The sequence below is a fragment of the Streptomyces sp. NPDC094143 genome (assembly GCF_040303825.1).
GTDB lineage: Bacteria > Actinomycetota > Actinomycetes > Streptomycetales > Streptomycetaceae > Streptomyces.
Genome location: NZ_JBEOTZ010000022.1, coordinates 38,957 through 53,432 on the forward strand (window position 1 = coordinate 38,957; position 14,476 = coordinate 53,432).

At 71.7% G+C, this 14,476-nt stretch carries 12 protein-coding genes and 2 tRNA genes; 3 read left to right on the forward strand and 11 right to left on the reverse strand.

The window, feature by feature from the left end; genetic code table 11:
• Nucleotides 1–91 precede the first annotated feature (91 nt).
• A complete protein-coding gene (locus ABTZ58_RS25605; protein ID WP_351361067.1) occupies nt 92–1,318 on the reverse strand; it encodes a hypothetical protein in 1,227 nt (408 codons plus the stop codon).
• Nucleotides 1,315–1,881, reverse strand: a complete 567-nt coding sequence (locus tag ABTZ58_RS25610; protein WP_351361070.1) for a DUF4365 domain-containing protein — start codon at nt 1,879–1,881, stop codon at nt 1,315–1,317. The genes ABTZ58_RS25605 and ABTZ58_RS25610 overlap by 4 nt, the downstream gene beginning before the upstream one ends.
• 169 nt (nt 1,882–2,050) lie before the next feature.
• Between ABTZ58_RS25610 and ABTZ58_RS25615 the strand changes: the two genes are divergently transcribed.
• On the forward strand, nt 2,051–2,779 hold the full coding sequence (locus ABTZ58_RS25615; protein WP_351361315.1) for a 3'-5' exonuclease: 729 nt from the start codon (nt 2,051–2,053) through the stop codon (nt 2,777–2,779).
• An 81-nt stretch (nt 2,780–2,860) separates the two neighbouring features.
• Here the strand turns inward: ABTZ58_RS25615 and ABTZ58_RS25620 are convergent.
• Nucleotides 2,861–2,932, reverse strand: a tRNA-Val gene (locus ABTZ58_RS25620).
• Nucleotides 2,933–2,971: 39 nt separating this feature from the next.
• The gene (locus ABTZ58_RS25625; protein ID WP_351361073.1) at nt 2,972–3,418 is read right to left on the reverse strand and encodes an SRPBCC family protein; all 447 of its coding nucleotides are present in this window, start codon (nt 3,416–3,418) and stop codon (nt 2,972–2,974) included.
• Nucleotides 3,419–3,515: 97 nt separating this feature from the next.
• On the opposite strand from ABTZ58_RS25625, the gene ABTZ58_RS25630 reads away from it, so the two are divergent.
• Nucleotides 3,516–5,900 carry an SCO7613 C-terminal domain-containing membrane protein gene (locus ABTZ58_RS25630; RefSeq protein ID WP_351361076.1) on the forward strand — a complete coding sequence of 795 codons (2,385 nt, stop codon included), beginning with the start codon at nt 3,516–3,518 and terminating at the stop codon, nt 5,898–5,900.
• Between the two features lie 7 nt (nt 5,901–5,907).
• On the opposite strand, the gene ABTZ58_RS25635 is transcribed toward ABTZ58_RS25630, so the two are convergent.
• The 7 genes from ABTZ58_RS25635 to ABTZ58_RS25665 all read right to left on the reverse strand — a co-directional run bounded on the left by ABTZ58_RS25635 (nt 5,908) and on the right by ABTZ58_RS25665 (nt 13,842).
• Complete coding sequence (locus tag ABTZ58_RS25635) at nt 5,908–8,643, reverse strand: exo-rhamnogalacturonan lyase family protein (protein WP_351361078.1); 2,736 nt, start codon at nt 8,641–8,643, stop codon at nt 5,908–5,910.
• Between the two features lie 120 nt (nt 8,644–8,763).
• Nucleotides 8,764–9,354, reverse strand: coding sequence for a hypothetical protein (locus ABTZ58_RS25640; protein ID WP_351361080.1), 591 nt, complete (start codon nt 9,352–9,354; stop codon nt 8,764–8,766).
• A 7-nt stretch (nt 9,355–9,361) separates the two neighbouring features.
• Nucleotides 9,362–10,243, reverse strand: a complete 882-nt coding sequence (locus ABTZ58_RS25645; protein WP_351361083.1) for a carbohydrate ABC transporter permease — start codon at nt 10,241–10,243, stop codon at nt 9,362–9,364.
• On the reverse strand, nt 10,243–11,241 hold the full coding sequence (locus tag ABTZ58_RS25650) for a carbohydrate ABC transporter permease (RefSeq protein ID WP_351361086.1): 999 nt from the start codon (nt 11,239–11,241) through the stop codon (nt 10,243–10,245). Before ABTZ58_RS25650 ends, ABTZ58_RS25645 begins: the two co-directional genes overlap by 1 nt.
• The gene (locus tag ABTZ58_RS25655) at nt 11,241–12,530 is read right to left on the reverse strand and encodes an ABC transporter substrate-binding protein (RefSeq protein WP_351361089.1); all 1,290 of its coding nucleotides are present in this window, start codon (nt 12,528–12,530) and stop codon (nt 11,241–11,243) included. The genes ABTZ58_RS25650 and ABTZ58_RS25655 overlap by 1 nt, the downstream gene beginning before the upstream one ends.
• A gap of 706 nt (nt 12,531–13,236) precedes the next feature.
• A tRNA-Val gene (locus tag ABTZ58_RS25660) sits at nt 13,237–13,308 on the reverse strand.
• Nucleotides 13,309–13,383: 75 nt separating this feature from the next.
• Nucleotides 13,384–13,842, reverse strand: coding sequence for a TIGR02611 family protein (locus tag ABTZ58_RS25665; RefSeq protein ID WP_351361092.1), 459 nt, complete (start codon nt 13,840–13,842; stop codon nt 13,384–13,386).
• 191 nt (nt 13,843–14,033) lie between these two features.
• Here ABTZ58_RS25665 and ABTZ58_RS25670 point away from each other — a divergent pair, with 191 nt between their 5' ends.
• Complete coding sequence (locus ABTZ58_RS25670; protein ID WP_004002642.1) at nt 14,034–14,447, forward strand: SsgA family sporulation/cell division regulator; 414 nt, start codon at nt 14,034–14,036, stop codon at nt 14,445–14,447.
• The last annotated feature ends 29 nt before the right edge of the window (nt 14,448–14,476 follow it).

Genomic DNA, 14,476 nt, shown 5'->3' on the forward strand with positions numbered 1-14,476 from the left:
CGGTCTCTCCTGACTGAAGGGGGCTGCGGCGCCATACCGGAGCGCACGCACGAGTAAGGATCGTACCGACCCGGGACCACCCTGGGCGAAATCAGTCCCCGCAGTCCCCTCCGCAGGCCTCCTCGAAGAAGTCGAGGTTCTCCTGGAGCTCCTTCAGCAACCGGTCCCGCTCGGCGTCGTCGACCTGCACGGGGACGACACCGTGGGCGCCGGTGAGGCGGCGGAATCCGCCCCGGCTCTCCAGCCTGCCGTGCACCCGCACCGGCAGCCCCACCAGGTGGGCGTGCCCGGCGATCCGGTACGCCTCCTCGTCGAGGGTGATCCGGACGTGCGGCACGTCGGCACCGGCCAGGACGCGCAGCCGTACGGTGCCCTCGCCGCGCGGGCCCGACCGGCGCATGCGGGTGACCGCCCCGGTGATCCGCACCGGTACGGCGGGCTCCTGGCGCAGGTAGCGGGTGCCGGCGTCGCGCAGCGCGGGCAGGTCGCCGGGGGAGAACTCGACGGGCTCGGCGGCGGGCGCGCAGCCCTCGGGCACCCCGGCCGCCGGGGCCCAGGCGACGGCGATCCGGGCGCCCTCGGTGCCCTGGACGAGGGCGACGAGGGACTCGGTGAGCTCGTGGCTCACCCCGGCCTCGACCGCCGCGTCGAAGACGTCCATGCCGCCGGTGGCGCGCTGGTAGTCGACGGCCTCGCGGGCGGCGAACAGGGCCTGGTGGAGGCGTACGGCGAGGGGGCGGCCGCCGGTGACGGGCACGAAGGCGGTGAGCCGGCCGCCGGTGGCGGAGCCGACGAGGACGCTCCCCAGGGCCGCGGCGGCGGCGCGGCGGTGGCGGGCGCCGTGGTAGCCGGCCCGGGCGCGGGTGGCGAGGGCCGCGGCGAGCAGCATCCGGCGGGCGGCGGTGCGCAGCCGCTCCTCGGCGGTCCAGGGCGCCGCGCCCGCGGGCCCGGCGGGCACGTCCTGCCACCAGCGGATCTCGTCGCTGGGCACCGCGAGGGAGACGAGCACCTCGCGGGCGGAGGGCGAGCCGCTGCGGGAGAGGGCGAGCAGGGCCTCGGCGAGCAGGTCGTCGCTGTCGGGGAAGGCGCGGCTCTCGGGCACCAGCAGGCTCGTGCCGCCACCGCCCGGCCCGGGCGGGGTCCAGCGGCCGTACCGTCCGGGGGCACCGCCGCGGCGCTGCCAGCCGTGCCGCCGCAGCAGGGCGCCGAGCACGGCCGGGTCGACCGCGCCGGGCTCGGGCGGTGAGCCGCTCCAGTGGACGTCCACGGGGTGGGGCCGGACGGGCCTCGCCGGTTCCTCGGTCGGGCGGTGCGTCACGGTCTTCCTCCCGTCCCGACCCGCGTCATGATCTCGCACAGCGCCCGGTCGTCGAAGATGCGTGCTGTCGGTATGCGCACGGTGGTGCGGCGGCGGCCGGTGATCGGGTGGCCGGCGAGGTTGGTCCAGTAGCAGCAGTGCCTCAGGTCGAGCCGGTCGTGGCCGGCGCGCAGCCAGTCGTCCTGCGACCGGGGCACCAGCATCACCACCAGGATCTTGTGCACGGACACGGGGGTGCGGGCGAGCTTGGCCAGGTGGTCGTTGTCGAGCGTGAAGGAGAAGGCGCGGCCCGGGGGGTGGGGCGGCACCTGGTAGGTCGCCTTGAGCTGCACCTTGATGGTGACCTCGTCGTCGACCGTGTGCCCGGGTGCGCTGTGGCTGACGTGCCAGTCGATGCCGTTGTCGGGGAAAGGCTGGGACAGCGAGCAGCCGGCGGCCGCCGCGACGGCGTGCAGATAGCCGACCTGCAGTGTCTCCATGCAGGCGGTGGTGGCGAGAGAGCCGCGAGAGGCAGCCGCGCTCCCGGGCAGCAGCCCGCCCCGTTCGGGCTGCGCTATGGCCATGGCCCAACAGCCTTCCAGAACAAGTGAGTCCCGCTGCGGACCGCTGAACTGCGGCGACCCGTACTCCTGTTGTCTCCTTCCGGCGTACGGCGCAAACAGGCGGGGTATCACCGGATCGGGCAGCGGACGGTATGTCAACTGCTGAGCGTGAAAGAGGGGTTGTGTGGCTATGACGACGTGCTGGTTCGAGGGGCCGCTGGCCGCCTTCGACACGGAGACGACGGGCGTGGACGTCGAGACCGACCGGATCGTGTCGGCCTCCGTCGTCGTCCAGGACGCCCCGGGCATGCGGCCGCGGGTCAGCCGGTGGCTGGTGAACCCGGGAGTGCCGGTGCCCGCCGAGGCGACGGCGGTGCACGGGCTGACGGAGGAACACCTGCAGCGCAACGGGCGGTGGCCGGCGCCGGTGATGTTCGAGATAGCGGAGGCGCTGGCCGAGCAGGCCCATGCCGGCCGTCCGGTCGTCGTGATGAACGCCCCGTTCGATCTGACCGTGCTGGACCGGGAGTTGCGCCGGCATCGCGCCTCGGCGCTCGGCCGCTGGTTCGAGTCGGCGCCGCTGCTGGTGCTCGACCCGAGGGTCCTGGACAAGCACCTGGACCGCTACCGCAAGGGCCGCCGCACCCTGACCGACCTGTGCGCGCACTACGGCGTCGCGCTGGAGGGCGCGCACGACGCGGCGGCGGACGCCGTGGCGGCGCTGGAGGTGACCCGGGCGGTGGGCCGCCGGTTCGCGTCCCGGCTGGAGCGTCTCGCGCCGGGCGAGCTGCACACGCTGCAGGCGGTGTGGCACGCGGCACAGGCCCGGGGCCTGCAGGCGTGGTTCGCGCGCAGCGGCGTGGACGAGGCGGTCGATCCGGCCTGGCCGCTGCGTCCGGACCTGCCCGCGGCGGCCTGAGCAGACGGCGCGGGACAGAACCGGCGGCACGGGGCGGGCATGAAAAAACCGGTCCGTCTGCGACGGACCGGCTGTTTCCGGTGGGCGATACTGGGTTCGAACCAGTGACCTCTTCGGTGTGAACGAAGCGCTCTCCCACTGAGCTAATCGCCCGGGAACGCACTGAACAATACAGGTCCCGGCGCGCTTCCTTCAAACCGTTCGCAGGTGCCGGAGCAGTCCGCGCCGCCCCGACCGCATCATCAGGGCGTGGTTGGCGCGGAAGACGGGCCGTCCCGGTACGGCGAGCCGCCTCAGCAACGGTTTGGTGACGCTCACCACCTGGTCGTACCGCGCGAGGCTGCCCGTCCCGCGTGGTGTGACCGTCCAGCGCGCCCAGCCCTCGATGTCCCCGGACACGGCGATCTCCAGCACCCCGGCGCCCGGGTCGCGCCGCACCTCGCGCGCCGTGAAGGTCATGTCGTACGGCAGGACGGAACGGATCCGGATCACCCCGGTGGTGTCGTCGAGCCGGGTCACCTCGCGGACCTGGCGCCACCAGCGCGGGTAGTCCTCGGGGCGCCGCAGCACCTCGTACACGGCCGTCGGGGGTTCGGGCAGGGTCCACAGGCTGCGGAAGCGGTAATGGTTCCAGTCCATGTCCGCAGTCTGCCCACTCAGGGGACGGTCCGACTGAGTACGCGCCTGAGTATCCGCGCTCATGACCGGCGCGGTGACGCCGGACACACTGCGTGCCATGACGCACCTTCCGCCCCCGGCCGAGGAACTGCGGCTCCTCGACGCCGAACTGCGGCAACTGGACGCCCGCCGGGCCCAGTTGCTGACCCGCCGCGCCTGGCTGGTCGCGGCCCTGCAGCAGACGGGACGACCGTCGCGGCCCTGGGCGCACCCGCGGACGCCGTCCACGGCACCGCCCCGGCCGGAGGCCGCCGCGCCCAGCGTGCAGAACGTGCTCCTGGTGCTGGGCGGTGTCCTGCTCACGCTCGCGGCCGCGGTCTTCACCCTGGTCAGCTGGGGGCACATGGGCATCACCGGGCGGGCGCTGGTGCTCGGCGCGGTGACGCTGACCGCGCTCGCGGTGCCCGTGCCGCTCCTCAAGCGGGGGCTGCGCTCGACGGCCGAGGCGGTGGCGGGGCTCGGGCTGGCCCTGACCGTCCTCGACGCGTACGCCCTGCACGAGGCGGCCCTCTCCGGGACGGGCGGGACGGGGTACGCGGCGGCCGCCACGGCGGTACTGGCCGTGGTCTGGGCGGCGTACGGCCGGCTGCCGGTCACAGCGGCGCTGCGGCTGCCGCTGCCCTCCGCGCTGGCGGCGGCGCAGCTCCCGCTGCTGCTGTGGGCCGTGGCCGCCGACGCGGGACCCCATGCCGTCACGGCGGCGTTGCTGGTGACCGCCGGACTCGACGCGGTCGTGGCGCTCCGGGTGACGGCCGTGTCCGTGCGGATCACGGCGGTCGTCGGCGCCTACGGCACGGGCGGCTGGGGCGTCCTGGGCGCCGGCTGGCTGTCCGTGACGGCCGACGGTCCGGGCGCGGCCGCCCGGGCGGGGGCGCTGCTCCTGCTCGCGGCGGGGATCGCGCTGGGCGCGGCCCGGCGGGGCCCGGGTACGGCGCACACGCTCGGCCTGACGATCACCTCGGGGCTGCTCACCGTCGCGGCGCTCGGCGCGGTGCCGCGCACGGTGGTGCCGTCGCAGTGGGTGGTTCCGGTCCATCTGGTGTTGGGTGTGGCCCTGTTGGGGGCGCTCCGGGCCGTGCGGCTGCCGGACGCGGTGCGGCGCGGCTGGGTCTGGGCCTCTGCCGTCGTGCAGGGGCTGGCCCTGCTGTGGACGCTGCCGGTCCTCGCCCTGGTGGTGCTGGGTCCGGCCGGGTGGCTCGCCCGGGTGTGGAGCGGTGCGCCGTCGGACGCCCGGGCGGCCGTCACCGTGGACGCGCCCTGGCCGCCGGACGCGGCGACGGCTCCCGTGGTGCTGCTGCTGGTCGCGGTCGTGCTCGCGCTGGTGGTCCGCGTGGACCAGTGGCGGTCACGCGCCCGGTTCGGTGCGCTGGGTCTCCTCTGGGCGGCGGCGCTGCCGCTTCCCGCGATCGCCACGGTTCCGTACGCCGCGGGGGTGTCGGTCCTGGCCGTCCTGACCGCGGCCGCGCTGTACACGGCCCGGACCACCTCGGCCGAGGCACGGATCACCGCCCTCGTTCTCGCGCTGGTCACCGTCGTCGACCTCACCCTGCTCTCCCTCGCCGCCCGGACGGCGACGCTGGTCGTGCTGTCCGTGCTGACGGCCCTGCTCGCCGCGTTCTCCTGGCGGACGGCACTCACTCCGTTCACGGCTCCGGCCGCCCTGGTGTACGCCGCCGCGCTGGCCTCGGCCACGGGCGCCGCGGCCAACTGGCCGCCGGCCCGTACGGCCCTGCTGGTCCTGGCCGTTCCCGCGGTCGCCGCCCTGCTCGTGGCGCGTCTGGTCGAGCGCCGGACGGTCGTGGCGGTGGAGCTCACCGCCGCCGCCACCGGCCTGCTCGCCGTGGGCCTGGCCGTCACCGACCCGCCGCTGCTCGCCCTGGTGCTGGCCCTGTGCGGCGTGATCGCCGCGGGTACCGCGCTGCGTCCCGGCCGCCGACCCGTCGGTTACGCGGCCACGGCCCTGTTGGTGCTGGCCGCGTGGGTGCGCCTGGCCGCCTGGGACGTGTCCACGCCCGAGGCGTACACGCTCCCGGTGACCGTCCCGGCCCTGCTCGTCGGCGCCCTGCGCCGGCGCCGTGACCCGCGGGTCACGTCCTGGACGGCGTACGGCGCCGGACTGGCCGCCACCCTCCTGCCGAGCCTGGTCGCGGCCTGGGCCGACCCGCACTGGACGCGCCCGCTGCTGCTGGGCGCGGCGGCGCTGCTGGTGACCCTGCTGGGCGCCCGGCACCACCTCCAGGCACCGCTGGTGCTGGGCGGAGCGGTGCTGACCCTGGTCACGCTGCACGAACTCGCCCCGTACGTCGTGCAGGTGACCGGTGCACTCCCCCGCTGGGCGCCTCCCGCCCTGGCCGGGCTCCTGCTGCTCGCACTCGGGGCGACGTACGAGCAGCGGATCCGGGACGTCCGGCGGGTGCGGGAGGTCCTCGGGAGGATGAACTAGCCGCCGATCAGGGCATCCTGTCGCCGAGCAGGGCCAGATTCTCGATCGCGGCGAGGCCGTACAGCGAGGTGTCGTTGGTGGAGACCCAGGGCGCCTCGCTGCCGGGCACCAGCGTCAGCGGACCGCTGAGCTTCTCGGTCCTCCAGGGCGCGGACTCCTTGTAGCCGTCGGAGTTGTAGAACTTGTCCCAGGCGCGCTCGGCGAGTTTCTCGTCGCCGCTGTGGACGGCGGCGTAGGCGTCGAGGCGCGAGTGGCCCTGGAAGAGGATCAGGGAGCCGAAGTTGCTGCCGTAGCGGGCCGCCTGCTCGGCCTTGGTGGCGTTGAAGTAGCGGCAGTAGTCGAGGTAGGCCTCCTTGAACTCCGGCATGTCGACGAGGTCGATGAGCTCGGCGCACAGTTCGTTGAGGCCGAAGACGGCCGACAGGTGCGAGACCTCCACCTTGGGCTGGGCGGCGACGGCGAACCTGCCGGTGTCCAGGTCGTACAGGCCACTGCCCTGCACGAAGCCGTTGGGCTGGGCGGCGATGGTCTCCATCGTGGACAGCACACGCGCCCTGGCCTTCTCCCACTTGGGGCCCCTGCGCTCCCACTCGGTCAGCCACGCCGACACCAGCCCGCTCCAGTCGGTGCCGAAGCCGATCGACAGGGCGTGCCGGTCGGGCGTGTACGGCTCGGTGCGGATCTTGCGGAGCGGGTCGAGGGCGAGGAACGTCTCGTCGGAGTCGACGTTGGCGTGCATGAGGTCGCCGACGCGTTCGTCCGCCGTGAGGAAGTAGTAATAACGCCGGTAGGTGGTGTTGGCGATGCGCTGCTGCTTGGCGCTGTCGGCCCAGTGCTGCACCCCGTGCCGGGTGCCGAGGGCCGCCCACTCGCCGAGGTGGTAGACGTCGACCTCGCCGGTGTGCCGGGTCATGGCCTCGGCGAAGCGGAAGACGTCGGCGCGGCCGGAGCGCAGGTACGCGTACCAGAGCCACAGGTCCGGGGACAGCTCGGAGTTGTCCCAGGCGTAGCCGCCGACGTCGTAGCGCCACTGGTGCCGGACGGCGTCGTAGGTGTGCATGATGTCGCCGTAGTCCCAGAAGCCGTACCACCGGCGCATCTCCACCTGGTCCTTGTAGTAGGTGAGGAGGAAGTCCAGGTGGTCCTCGATCTTCGCCTTGGCCGGGGTGGACCGGTCGGGCTCGGCGAACAGGCCCTTGCCGAAGACGCCCGCCTCGATGAGCTGTTTCGGCGGGGCGGCGAGCTGCGGCAGGACCCGGACGGCCTCGACCTGCCCGGCGAGCGTCTCGGCGCTCGGGGTGGAGGCGTTGGCCCAGAACAGCAGCTCGGAGGTGCGGGCGATGCCGTAGGGCGTGCCGAACTCGGGCTCGTAGTCCTCGTAGGTGATGTTGAGGCCTTCGAGCTGCTCGGGGAAGGTGTCCTGGCCCATGCCGTCGTGGTAGAAGCGCATGTCCATGGGCTGCGCCTCGGGGGACCAGAGCCACAAGGTGACCTCGGCCGCGTCGGTGTGGGCGTCGCGGATGTCGAGCTGGGCGGGGAACTTCTCCCAGAAGTCGCGCAGGCCGAAGGAGAGTCCGCCGCTCACGCCGCCGACGTAGCCGAATCCGGACGCGCGCCGGCCGCCGCCGGCGCCGATCCAGCCGTGTCCCTTCTTGGTGCGCTTGCGCACGGTGAAGCCGTCGGCGGAGAGCTGGGAGAGCGTGTAGTCGCCCCACTCGGGGATGTACTGCAGGCGGGTGGTGACCCGCTGGTCCCAGGTGGCCGGGTCGGGCAGCTTCCTGCCCTCGTACTGGGCCGCCTGCACGGCCGCGCCCGGGTCGCGGCGCAGTCCGGTGATGCCCTTGACGGCTTCGCGCAGCAGGCCGGTGCCGTCGCCGCCGATGCGGATGTGGCGGTCGTAGGACTCGTCGCGCATCGGCACGGTGAAGCGGACGCCGAGGCCGCGGACGAAGTCGCCGGACGCCTTGCCCGGCTTCTGGGTGCCGTCGTAGGTGATGGTGTGCACCATGCGGAAGGAGTCGGCGCCCGCGTAGAAGTAGAGCCGGACGGAGAACGGCAGCCAGCTGCGGTCGCCCCTGCGGTGTCTGCCGTCGATGCGGACGACGGCCCGGACCGGGCCCTCCTGCTCGACCTGGACCTTGGAGAGGACACCGTCGAAGCGCTCGGTCCTGACCGTGCCCTGGTCCTCGTCCTCGAACTCCGGCTGGCGGATCAGCACCAGGCGGCCGTTGCGGGCGATCTCGGTCGAGCCGCGGGTGACGGACTTGACGAGCGTGGAGCCGGACTTGCCGATCCGCACGGTGATGACGCCGGTCGAGATGTCGACGGTGCCGCCGCGTTGATCGACGGTCACCTTCTTCTCGGGCGCGGCGGGCGCGCCGGCCGCGAGGGTGAGCTTGCCGTTGCCCGAACCCACCGCGTGCGCGGTCCACTTGAGGGAGCCGTCGGGCCAGTAGGCGATCGGCCACGACTGCACGGGTACGGCCTTGCCGTCCGAGTCCGTGAGCGCGAAGGTCTGGTGCTCCTGGTAGGCGCCCTTGGGCCAGGGGACGCCGACGGTGGAGCCGGGGGCGGCGCCGAGGCCGCCGTCCTCCAGCCAGTCGAGGACCACCGGGTCGGGCTCGGCGGGCGCGGCCGCGGGCGCGGCGTGGGTGTCCTGCGCCCCCAGCGCCCAGCTGAACTGGGCGGCGGCTCCGGCGGCGGCGGCCGCCTTGAGGAGGGATCTGCGGGGAATGGGAGACATAGGGGTTGCTGCCTTTCCTCGTCCGTGCGGGATGGGAATCCGTGCGCGTGTTCAGGTCATGGGCATGACAGGCACAGGCGCGGCGCCCGGGGCGCCGGCCTGGGTGGGCGGGGACCGCCGTCAGCGGTGCCGGTACCGCTCCTCCACGGCGACGGCCGCCGCCGCGACGGCCCCGAGGACGGGGATCGCCAGCGGCGTGGCGAACCACGCGGACAGCGGCACCACGGCCAGCCCGGCGACGATCAGGAAGGAGCCGGCCGGATCCAGCACGGTCCGCCGTCCGGCGTGCGCGAGCAGCGTCCGCCAGCGGGCGCCCGGTTCCCAGACCGCCGAAGCGCGCAGCCCGGCCACGACGAGCCCGATCAGCGCGAGGACTCCCAGAGCCCCCACGACGGGCCCACCGGGAATTCCCGCCCGGGCCGCCTGGACGTCCACCCACACCGCGACCGCCGCGGCCCACCCGACGAGGCCCGCGAGCCATCCGCGGCGCAGGGCCGTGCGGAAGTCGGCGACGAACTCGCGCAGACCGCCGCCCTCGTGGGCGGTGCGGCGCCTGAGGTGCCGCGCCCCGGCGGCGAAGGCCGCCGGGTACGTCACCACGCCCAGCGAGGCCACCGCGATCCACACACCCGTCAGCAACGTCTCCGCGAACACCGCGAACCGCTCCGCGAGCAACGACTCACCACGTGCCTTCACCCGTGTCCCGGCCATGCTCACCTCAGCCCTTCAGACCCGACGTGGCCATGCCGTCGATCAGATAGCGCTGGAAGGCGAGGAAGAAGGCGAGGACCGGCAGCAGCGCGACCAGCGACATGGCGATCATGCCGCCGTAGTTGGCCACGGCGTCCTGGTCCACGAACATCTTCAGCCCCAGCGAGACGGTGTACTTGTCGGGCTCGTTCAGGTAGATCAGCGGGCCCATGAAGTCGTTCCAGGAGTTGATGAACGTGAAGATGGCACTGGTGATCAGCGCCGGACGGCACAGCGGCAGCACGATCGACCAGTAGACGCGCAGGTGCCCGCAGCCGTCGAGCCGGGCCGCCTCGTCGAGCTCCCTGGGCAGGTTCCGCATGAACTGCACCATCAGGAAGACGAAGAACGCCTCCGTGGCCAGGTACTTGCCCAGCAGCAGCGGGGTGTAGGTGTTGATCATCTCCATGTTGCGGAACAGCACGTACTGCGGGATGAGCAGCACGTGGTACGGCAGCAGGAGCGTGCCGATCATCAGTGTGAACAGCAGGTTCCGGCCCGCGAACCTGATCTTCGCGAAGGCGTACGCGGTCAGCGAGCAGGACACCAGGATCCCGATCACGGAACCCACCGCGAGGATCAGCGAGTTGGCGAAGAACGTGGAGATGGCGATGTCCGCGATGCCCTCGCCGAGCCGCGTGTAGTTCGTGGTGATCGGATCGCCCGGGAAGAGGTCCAGGCTGCCGACGATGTCCTCGCTCTTCTTGAACGAGGCGCCGACGACCCAGACCACCGGGTAGAGGATCACCCCGAGGATCAGCAGGGAGCCGACGTGCCAGGCGACGGACCCGGGGAGCCTGCGGCGCAGCGCCCCGGTGGAGGGCTCGATCTCGGTGGCTGGTGCGCTCATCAGGCGCCCTCCTCGTAGTGCACCCAGCGCTTCTGGGACCAGAACAGCACCGCCGTCACCAGGGCGACCGCGATCAGCAGCAGCCAGGCCATGGCGGAGGCCAGACCCATCCGGCTGTTCTCGAAGCCCTGGACGTAGAGGTAGCAGGTGTAGACCATCGAACCGTCGGCCGGACCGCAGGCGTTGCCTCCGGCGCCGCCGCCGACGATGTACGCCGAGCTGAAGATCTGGAAGGAGTGGATCGTCTCCAGCAGGACGTTGAAGAAGAGGACCGGCGAGATCATCGGCAGGGTGATGTTCCAGAACCGCCGCAGCTTGCCGGCTCCGTCGACCTCGGCCGCCTCGTACAGCTCCCGCGGGACCTGCTTGAGACCGGCGAGGAAGATGACCATGGGAGCGCCGAACTGCCAGACGGTGAGCGCCACCAGCGCGTAGATGATCATGTCCGGGTCGCCGGTCCAGCCGCCGACGTCGATCCCGAACAGCTTCTGCGTACGGTCGACGACCGCGTCGTCCGAGAAGATCGCCTTCCACACGATCGCGACGGAGACACTCGCCCCGATCAGCGACGGCGCGTAGAACGCCGCCCGGTAGAAAGCCTGCCCGCGCCGCTTCTGGGCGAGGAGCAGCGCCACTCCGAGCGCCGCGATCAGCTTCAGGGGTGTGCCCACGACGACGTACCACAACGTCACCTGCACCGAGTGGCGCCAGCGGGGATCGCCGAACATCTCGGAGAAGTTGTCGAGGCCGATCCACTTCGGCGGGTCGAACAGGTTGTAGTCGGTGAACGCGAAGTAGAGCGAGGCGATCATCGGGCCCGCTGTGAGCAGCAGGAACCCGGCGATCCACGGGGACATGAAGAGATAGCCGGCCAGGTTCTCCCGGCGCCGCCGCCGCTTGAGGGCGGCGGGGCGCGCGGGCTGCACCGGACCGTGCCGCGGCTCGGAGTCCCGGGACAGGCCCTCCATCGCAGGGGCGTGTGTCACGGTGGTTCCCATCAGGTGCCGAGAGCCGTCTTCGACTCGGTGAAGAACTGCTTGACGGCCTCGTCCACCGACCGCTTGCCCAGGCCGAGCTCCTCCGCGATGCGCAGGAACGCGGACTCGCAGATGTCCGCGCCGTTCGGGTGCGGCGTGATGGGCTCCAGGACACCCGCCTCCACGAGGGACTCCTCATAGGCGGCGATCGCCTTGTTGACCTCGTCGGTCGGCTGGTACGCGTCGAACTGCGCCTGGGTGGCGGGCACGCCGCGGTCGTAGCCCATGATCTTGGCGACCTCGGGGTCGTGCACCATGAAGTCGATGAACTGGGCGACTTCTTTCGGGTGCCGGGTGCGCCTGGAGGCGCTCAGCATGAGGGAGCCGAGGTACTGGCCGGTCTTCTTGCCGTCGGTGGTGGGGATCGGCGCCAGGGCGTACTCGCTCTTGCCCTCGGCGCTGTAGCGCACGGTGAAGTTGTCCCAGGTGAACTCGCTGCCGCAGAGCTCCGCGGCGAGCGCCGACTTGGGCTTGATCTGGGCGACCTTCTTGGGGTCGGCGTAGAGCCCTTCCTCGACGCCCTTCTCGGCCCTGGCCCACCAGTCCGTCAGATCCGCCTCGGTGAAGCCGAGTCCGTCCTCGGTGAAGAAGGCCTTGCCGTTCTGGCGCAGGTAGAGGTCGTAGAGGTACATGACGCCGTACATGCCGCTGTCCCCGGCGCGGCCCGTCCTGTCGCGGATCCTCTTCATGCCCGCTTCGAAGTCGTCCCAGGTCCAGCCCAGCTCGGGCTTGACGCCGGCCTTGGTGTAGACGGGCTTGTCGATGACCAGGGCCATCGAGTTGGAGCCGGCGGGGACGCCGAGCAGCTTGCCGTCGATCTCGCCGAACTTCTCGAGACCCGCCCGGAATCCCTCCATCCGGAGGTTGCCCGCCTCGACCTGCTCGCTGAGATCGAGCAGGACGTTCTTCGCGTCGTATTTGCGGAGGAAGCCGACGGCATTCTGGAAGACGTCCGGCGGATTTCCGCCGGAGGCCTGCGTGTTGAACTTCTTCCAGAAGTCGAGATAAGGCTGGAAGTCCGTTTTCACCTTGATCTTCGGGTACTTCTTCTCGAAGAGCGCGATCGTCTTCTTGATTCTCTGGGCCCGGTCCTCCGCGCCCCACCACGCGTAACGGATCGTCACCGTCCCGTCCGCGGACGCCCCTCCGTCGCCACCGCACCCGGTGGTCGCGGCCAGCCCCAGCGTCGCCGCCGTGGCCCCGGCCGCCTTCAGAACCGTACGTCTCTCAACATTCCTGCCGTTCACCACGGTTGGACCTCCCCGCACATTGCCCCGCTCGCATGAATCGTTTCAAGTAAGCGCTTGCTGGCACAAGTTACGGAGGGGCAGATGGTGCGTCAATGATTCGGACAAGAATTTCTCACCGAAGGGGCGGGGTGCCGGGCCGGGCGAGGCGGTGGGGGCGAGTGCGGGGCGGACGGACGTCGCTGGTGAGGTGCGTGCGGCCGACGGGGCGAACGCGGCGGGACCGCCCGACGGTTTTCGGGGGCGGCCGAAAGACGACGGTGGAGCGGAGGGGACAGCGGGACAGTCGGTGACCGTTTCCGGCCAGACGAACGGTGAGACGGGCGGGCAACAGCGCGTGACGGTGGCGGGCCGACCTGCGGATCTTGTGGGGTGCGACCACGGTCCGGTGGAGCACGCCGTGTCCGATCTTGCGCGACGTGCGGGGCGTGCCGTATCCGGTCTCGCGCGGCTCGCGCAGACGCGCCCGGTCCGCCGCCGGACCGGGCCGCGCAGCGGTGACCGGGCGAGCGGCTGTCGCACGGGCGTCTGGCACCCGGGAAACGGCCCGAGGCGGTGCGGAGCGATTCGGCGGTGCGGTTCCGAGCGGCGCGGTGACCGCCCGCAGGGGGCCGGAGCCGCACGGGGGACGGCGCGCGCCCGTGGCACCTCCCCCGCCCACAACGACGGCGGCCCACCCGCGTTGTCGCAGGTGGGCCGCCGTTTTGGGTGGGCGATACTGGGTTCGAACCAGTGACCTCTTCGGTGTGAACGAAGCGCTCTCCCACTGAGCTAATCGCCCGGACGCAGGAAGAACATTACCCCATGTCAGGGGGTGCCTGGGACCATCGGTCGACGCCGGCACCCCCGACGCGGCTCACTGGTTCTCGATCTTCCACGGCATGACGATGCCGAACTTCCACAGGTAGATACCGGCCAGTACGGCCACGATGACCAGCCCGATGCTCGTCAGGATGATGTTGCGGCGCCGCACCTTGGGGTCGAGGGCCCGCTGCGCGGCCTCGGTGACCTTCCGCTTGGTCCAGCGGAGCACCAGCTGCGCCCACACGAACTCGGTCGCCCAGATCGCCATGCCACCGAAGATCACGACCCAGCCGGGCCCGGGCAGGGGCAGCATGATGATGCCCGTCACGACGACCGCGAGCCCGATGATGAAGACCCCGACCTGCCAGCTCACGTGCAGCAGCCGACGCGCCTTGACGAATTCCGGCGCCCGCGAGCCGAGCCCCCGATGCGGCTCGTCGTGCGCCTCGTTCGTCCCCGTCTCGTTCGATGCCACGGCCACCTCGCCCGGCTCGTCACTCCCCGTATTCATACGGCCAAACACTACCCGAGCGAAACCAGTCACCGGAATGGACGCACGGCGCGAACGATCTCTCGGCCGGAAGAGTTACGTAAAGGCACGCAAAACACTCAGAGGGGTTTACAACGGCACCGTAGGTGGCATGTCGATTTCGCCGACGTGCGAATCCCCGAGCGCACACTGAGCGAAAGGCCCTGGCGCTTATGAACACCACGGTCAGCTGCGAGCTGCACCTGCGCCTCGTTGTGTCGAGCGAGTCCTCCCTGCCTGTCCCCGCAGGCCTGCGGTACGACACGGCCGACCCCTACGCCGTGCACGCCACCTTCCACACCGGAGCCGAGGAAACCGTCGAGTGGGTGTTCGCCCGCGACCTGCTCGCCGAGGGACTTCACCGCCCCACGGGCACCGGCGACGTCCGCGTCTGGCCGTCGCGCAGCCACGGTCAGGGCGTCGTGTGCATCGCCCTGAGCTCGCCGGAGGGCGAGGCCCTGCTGGAGGCCCCGGCGCGGGCCCTGGAGTCCTTCCTGAAGCGCACCGACGCCGCTGTGCCGCCCGGCACGGAACACCGGCACTTCGATCTCGATCAGGAGCTCTCGCACATCCTGGCGGAAAGCTAGGCCGAGGCCCTCACAAAGCCGCCCGGCGC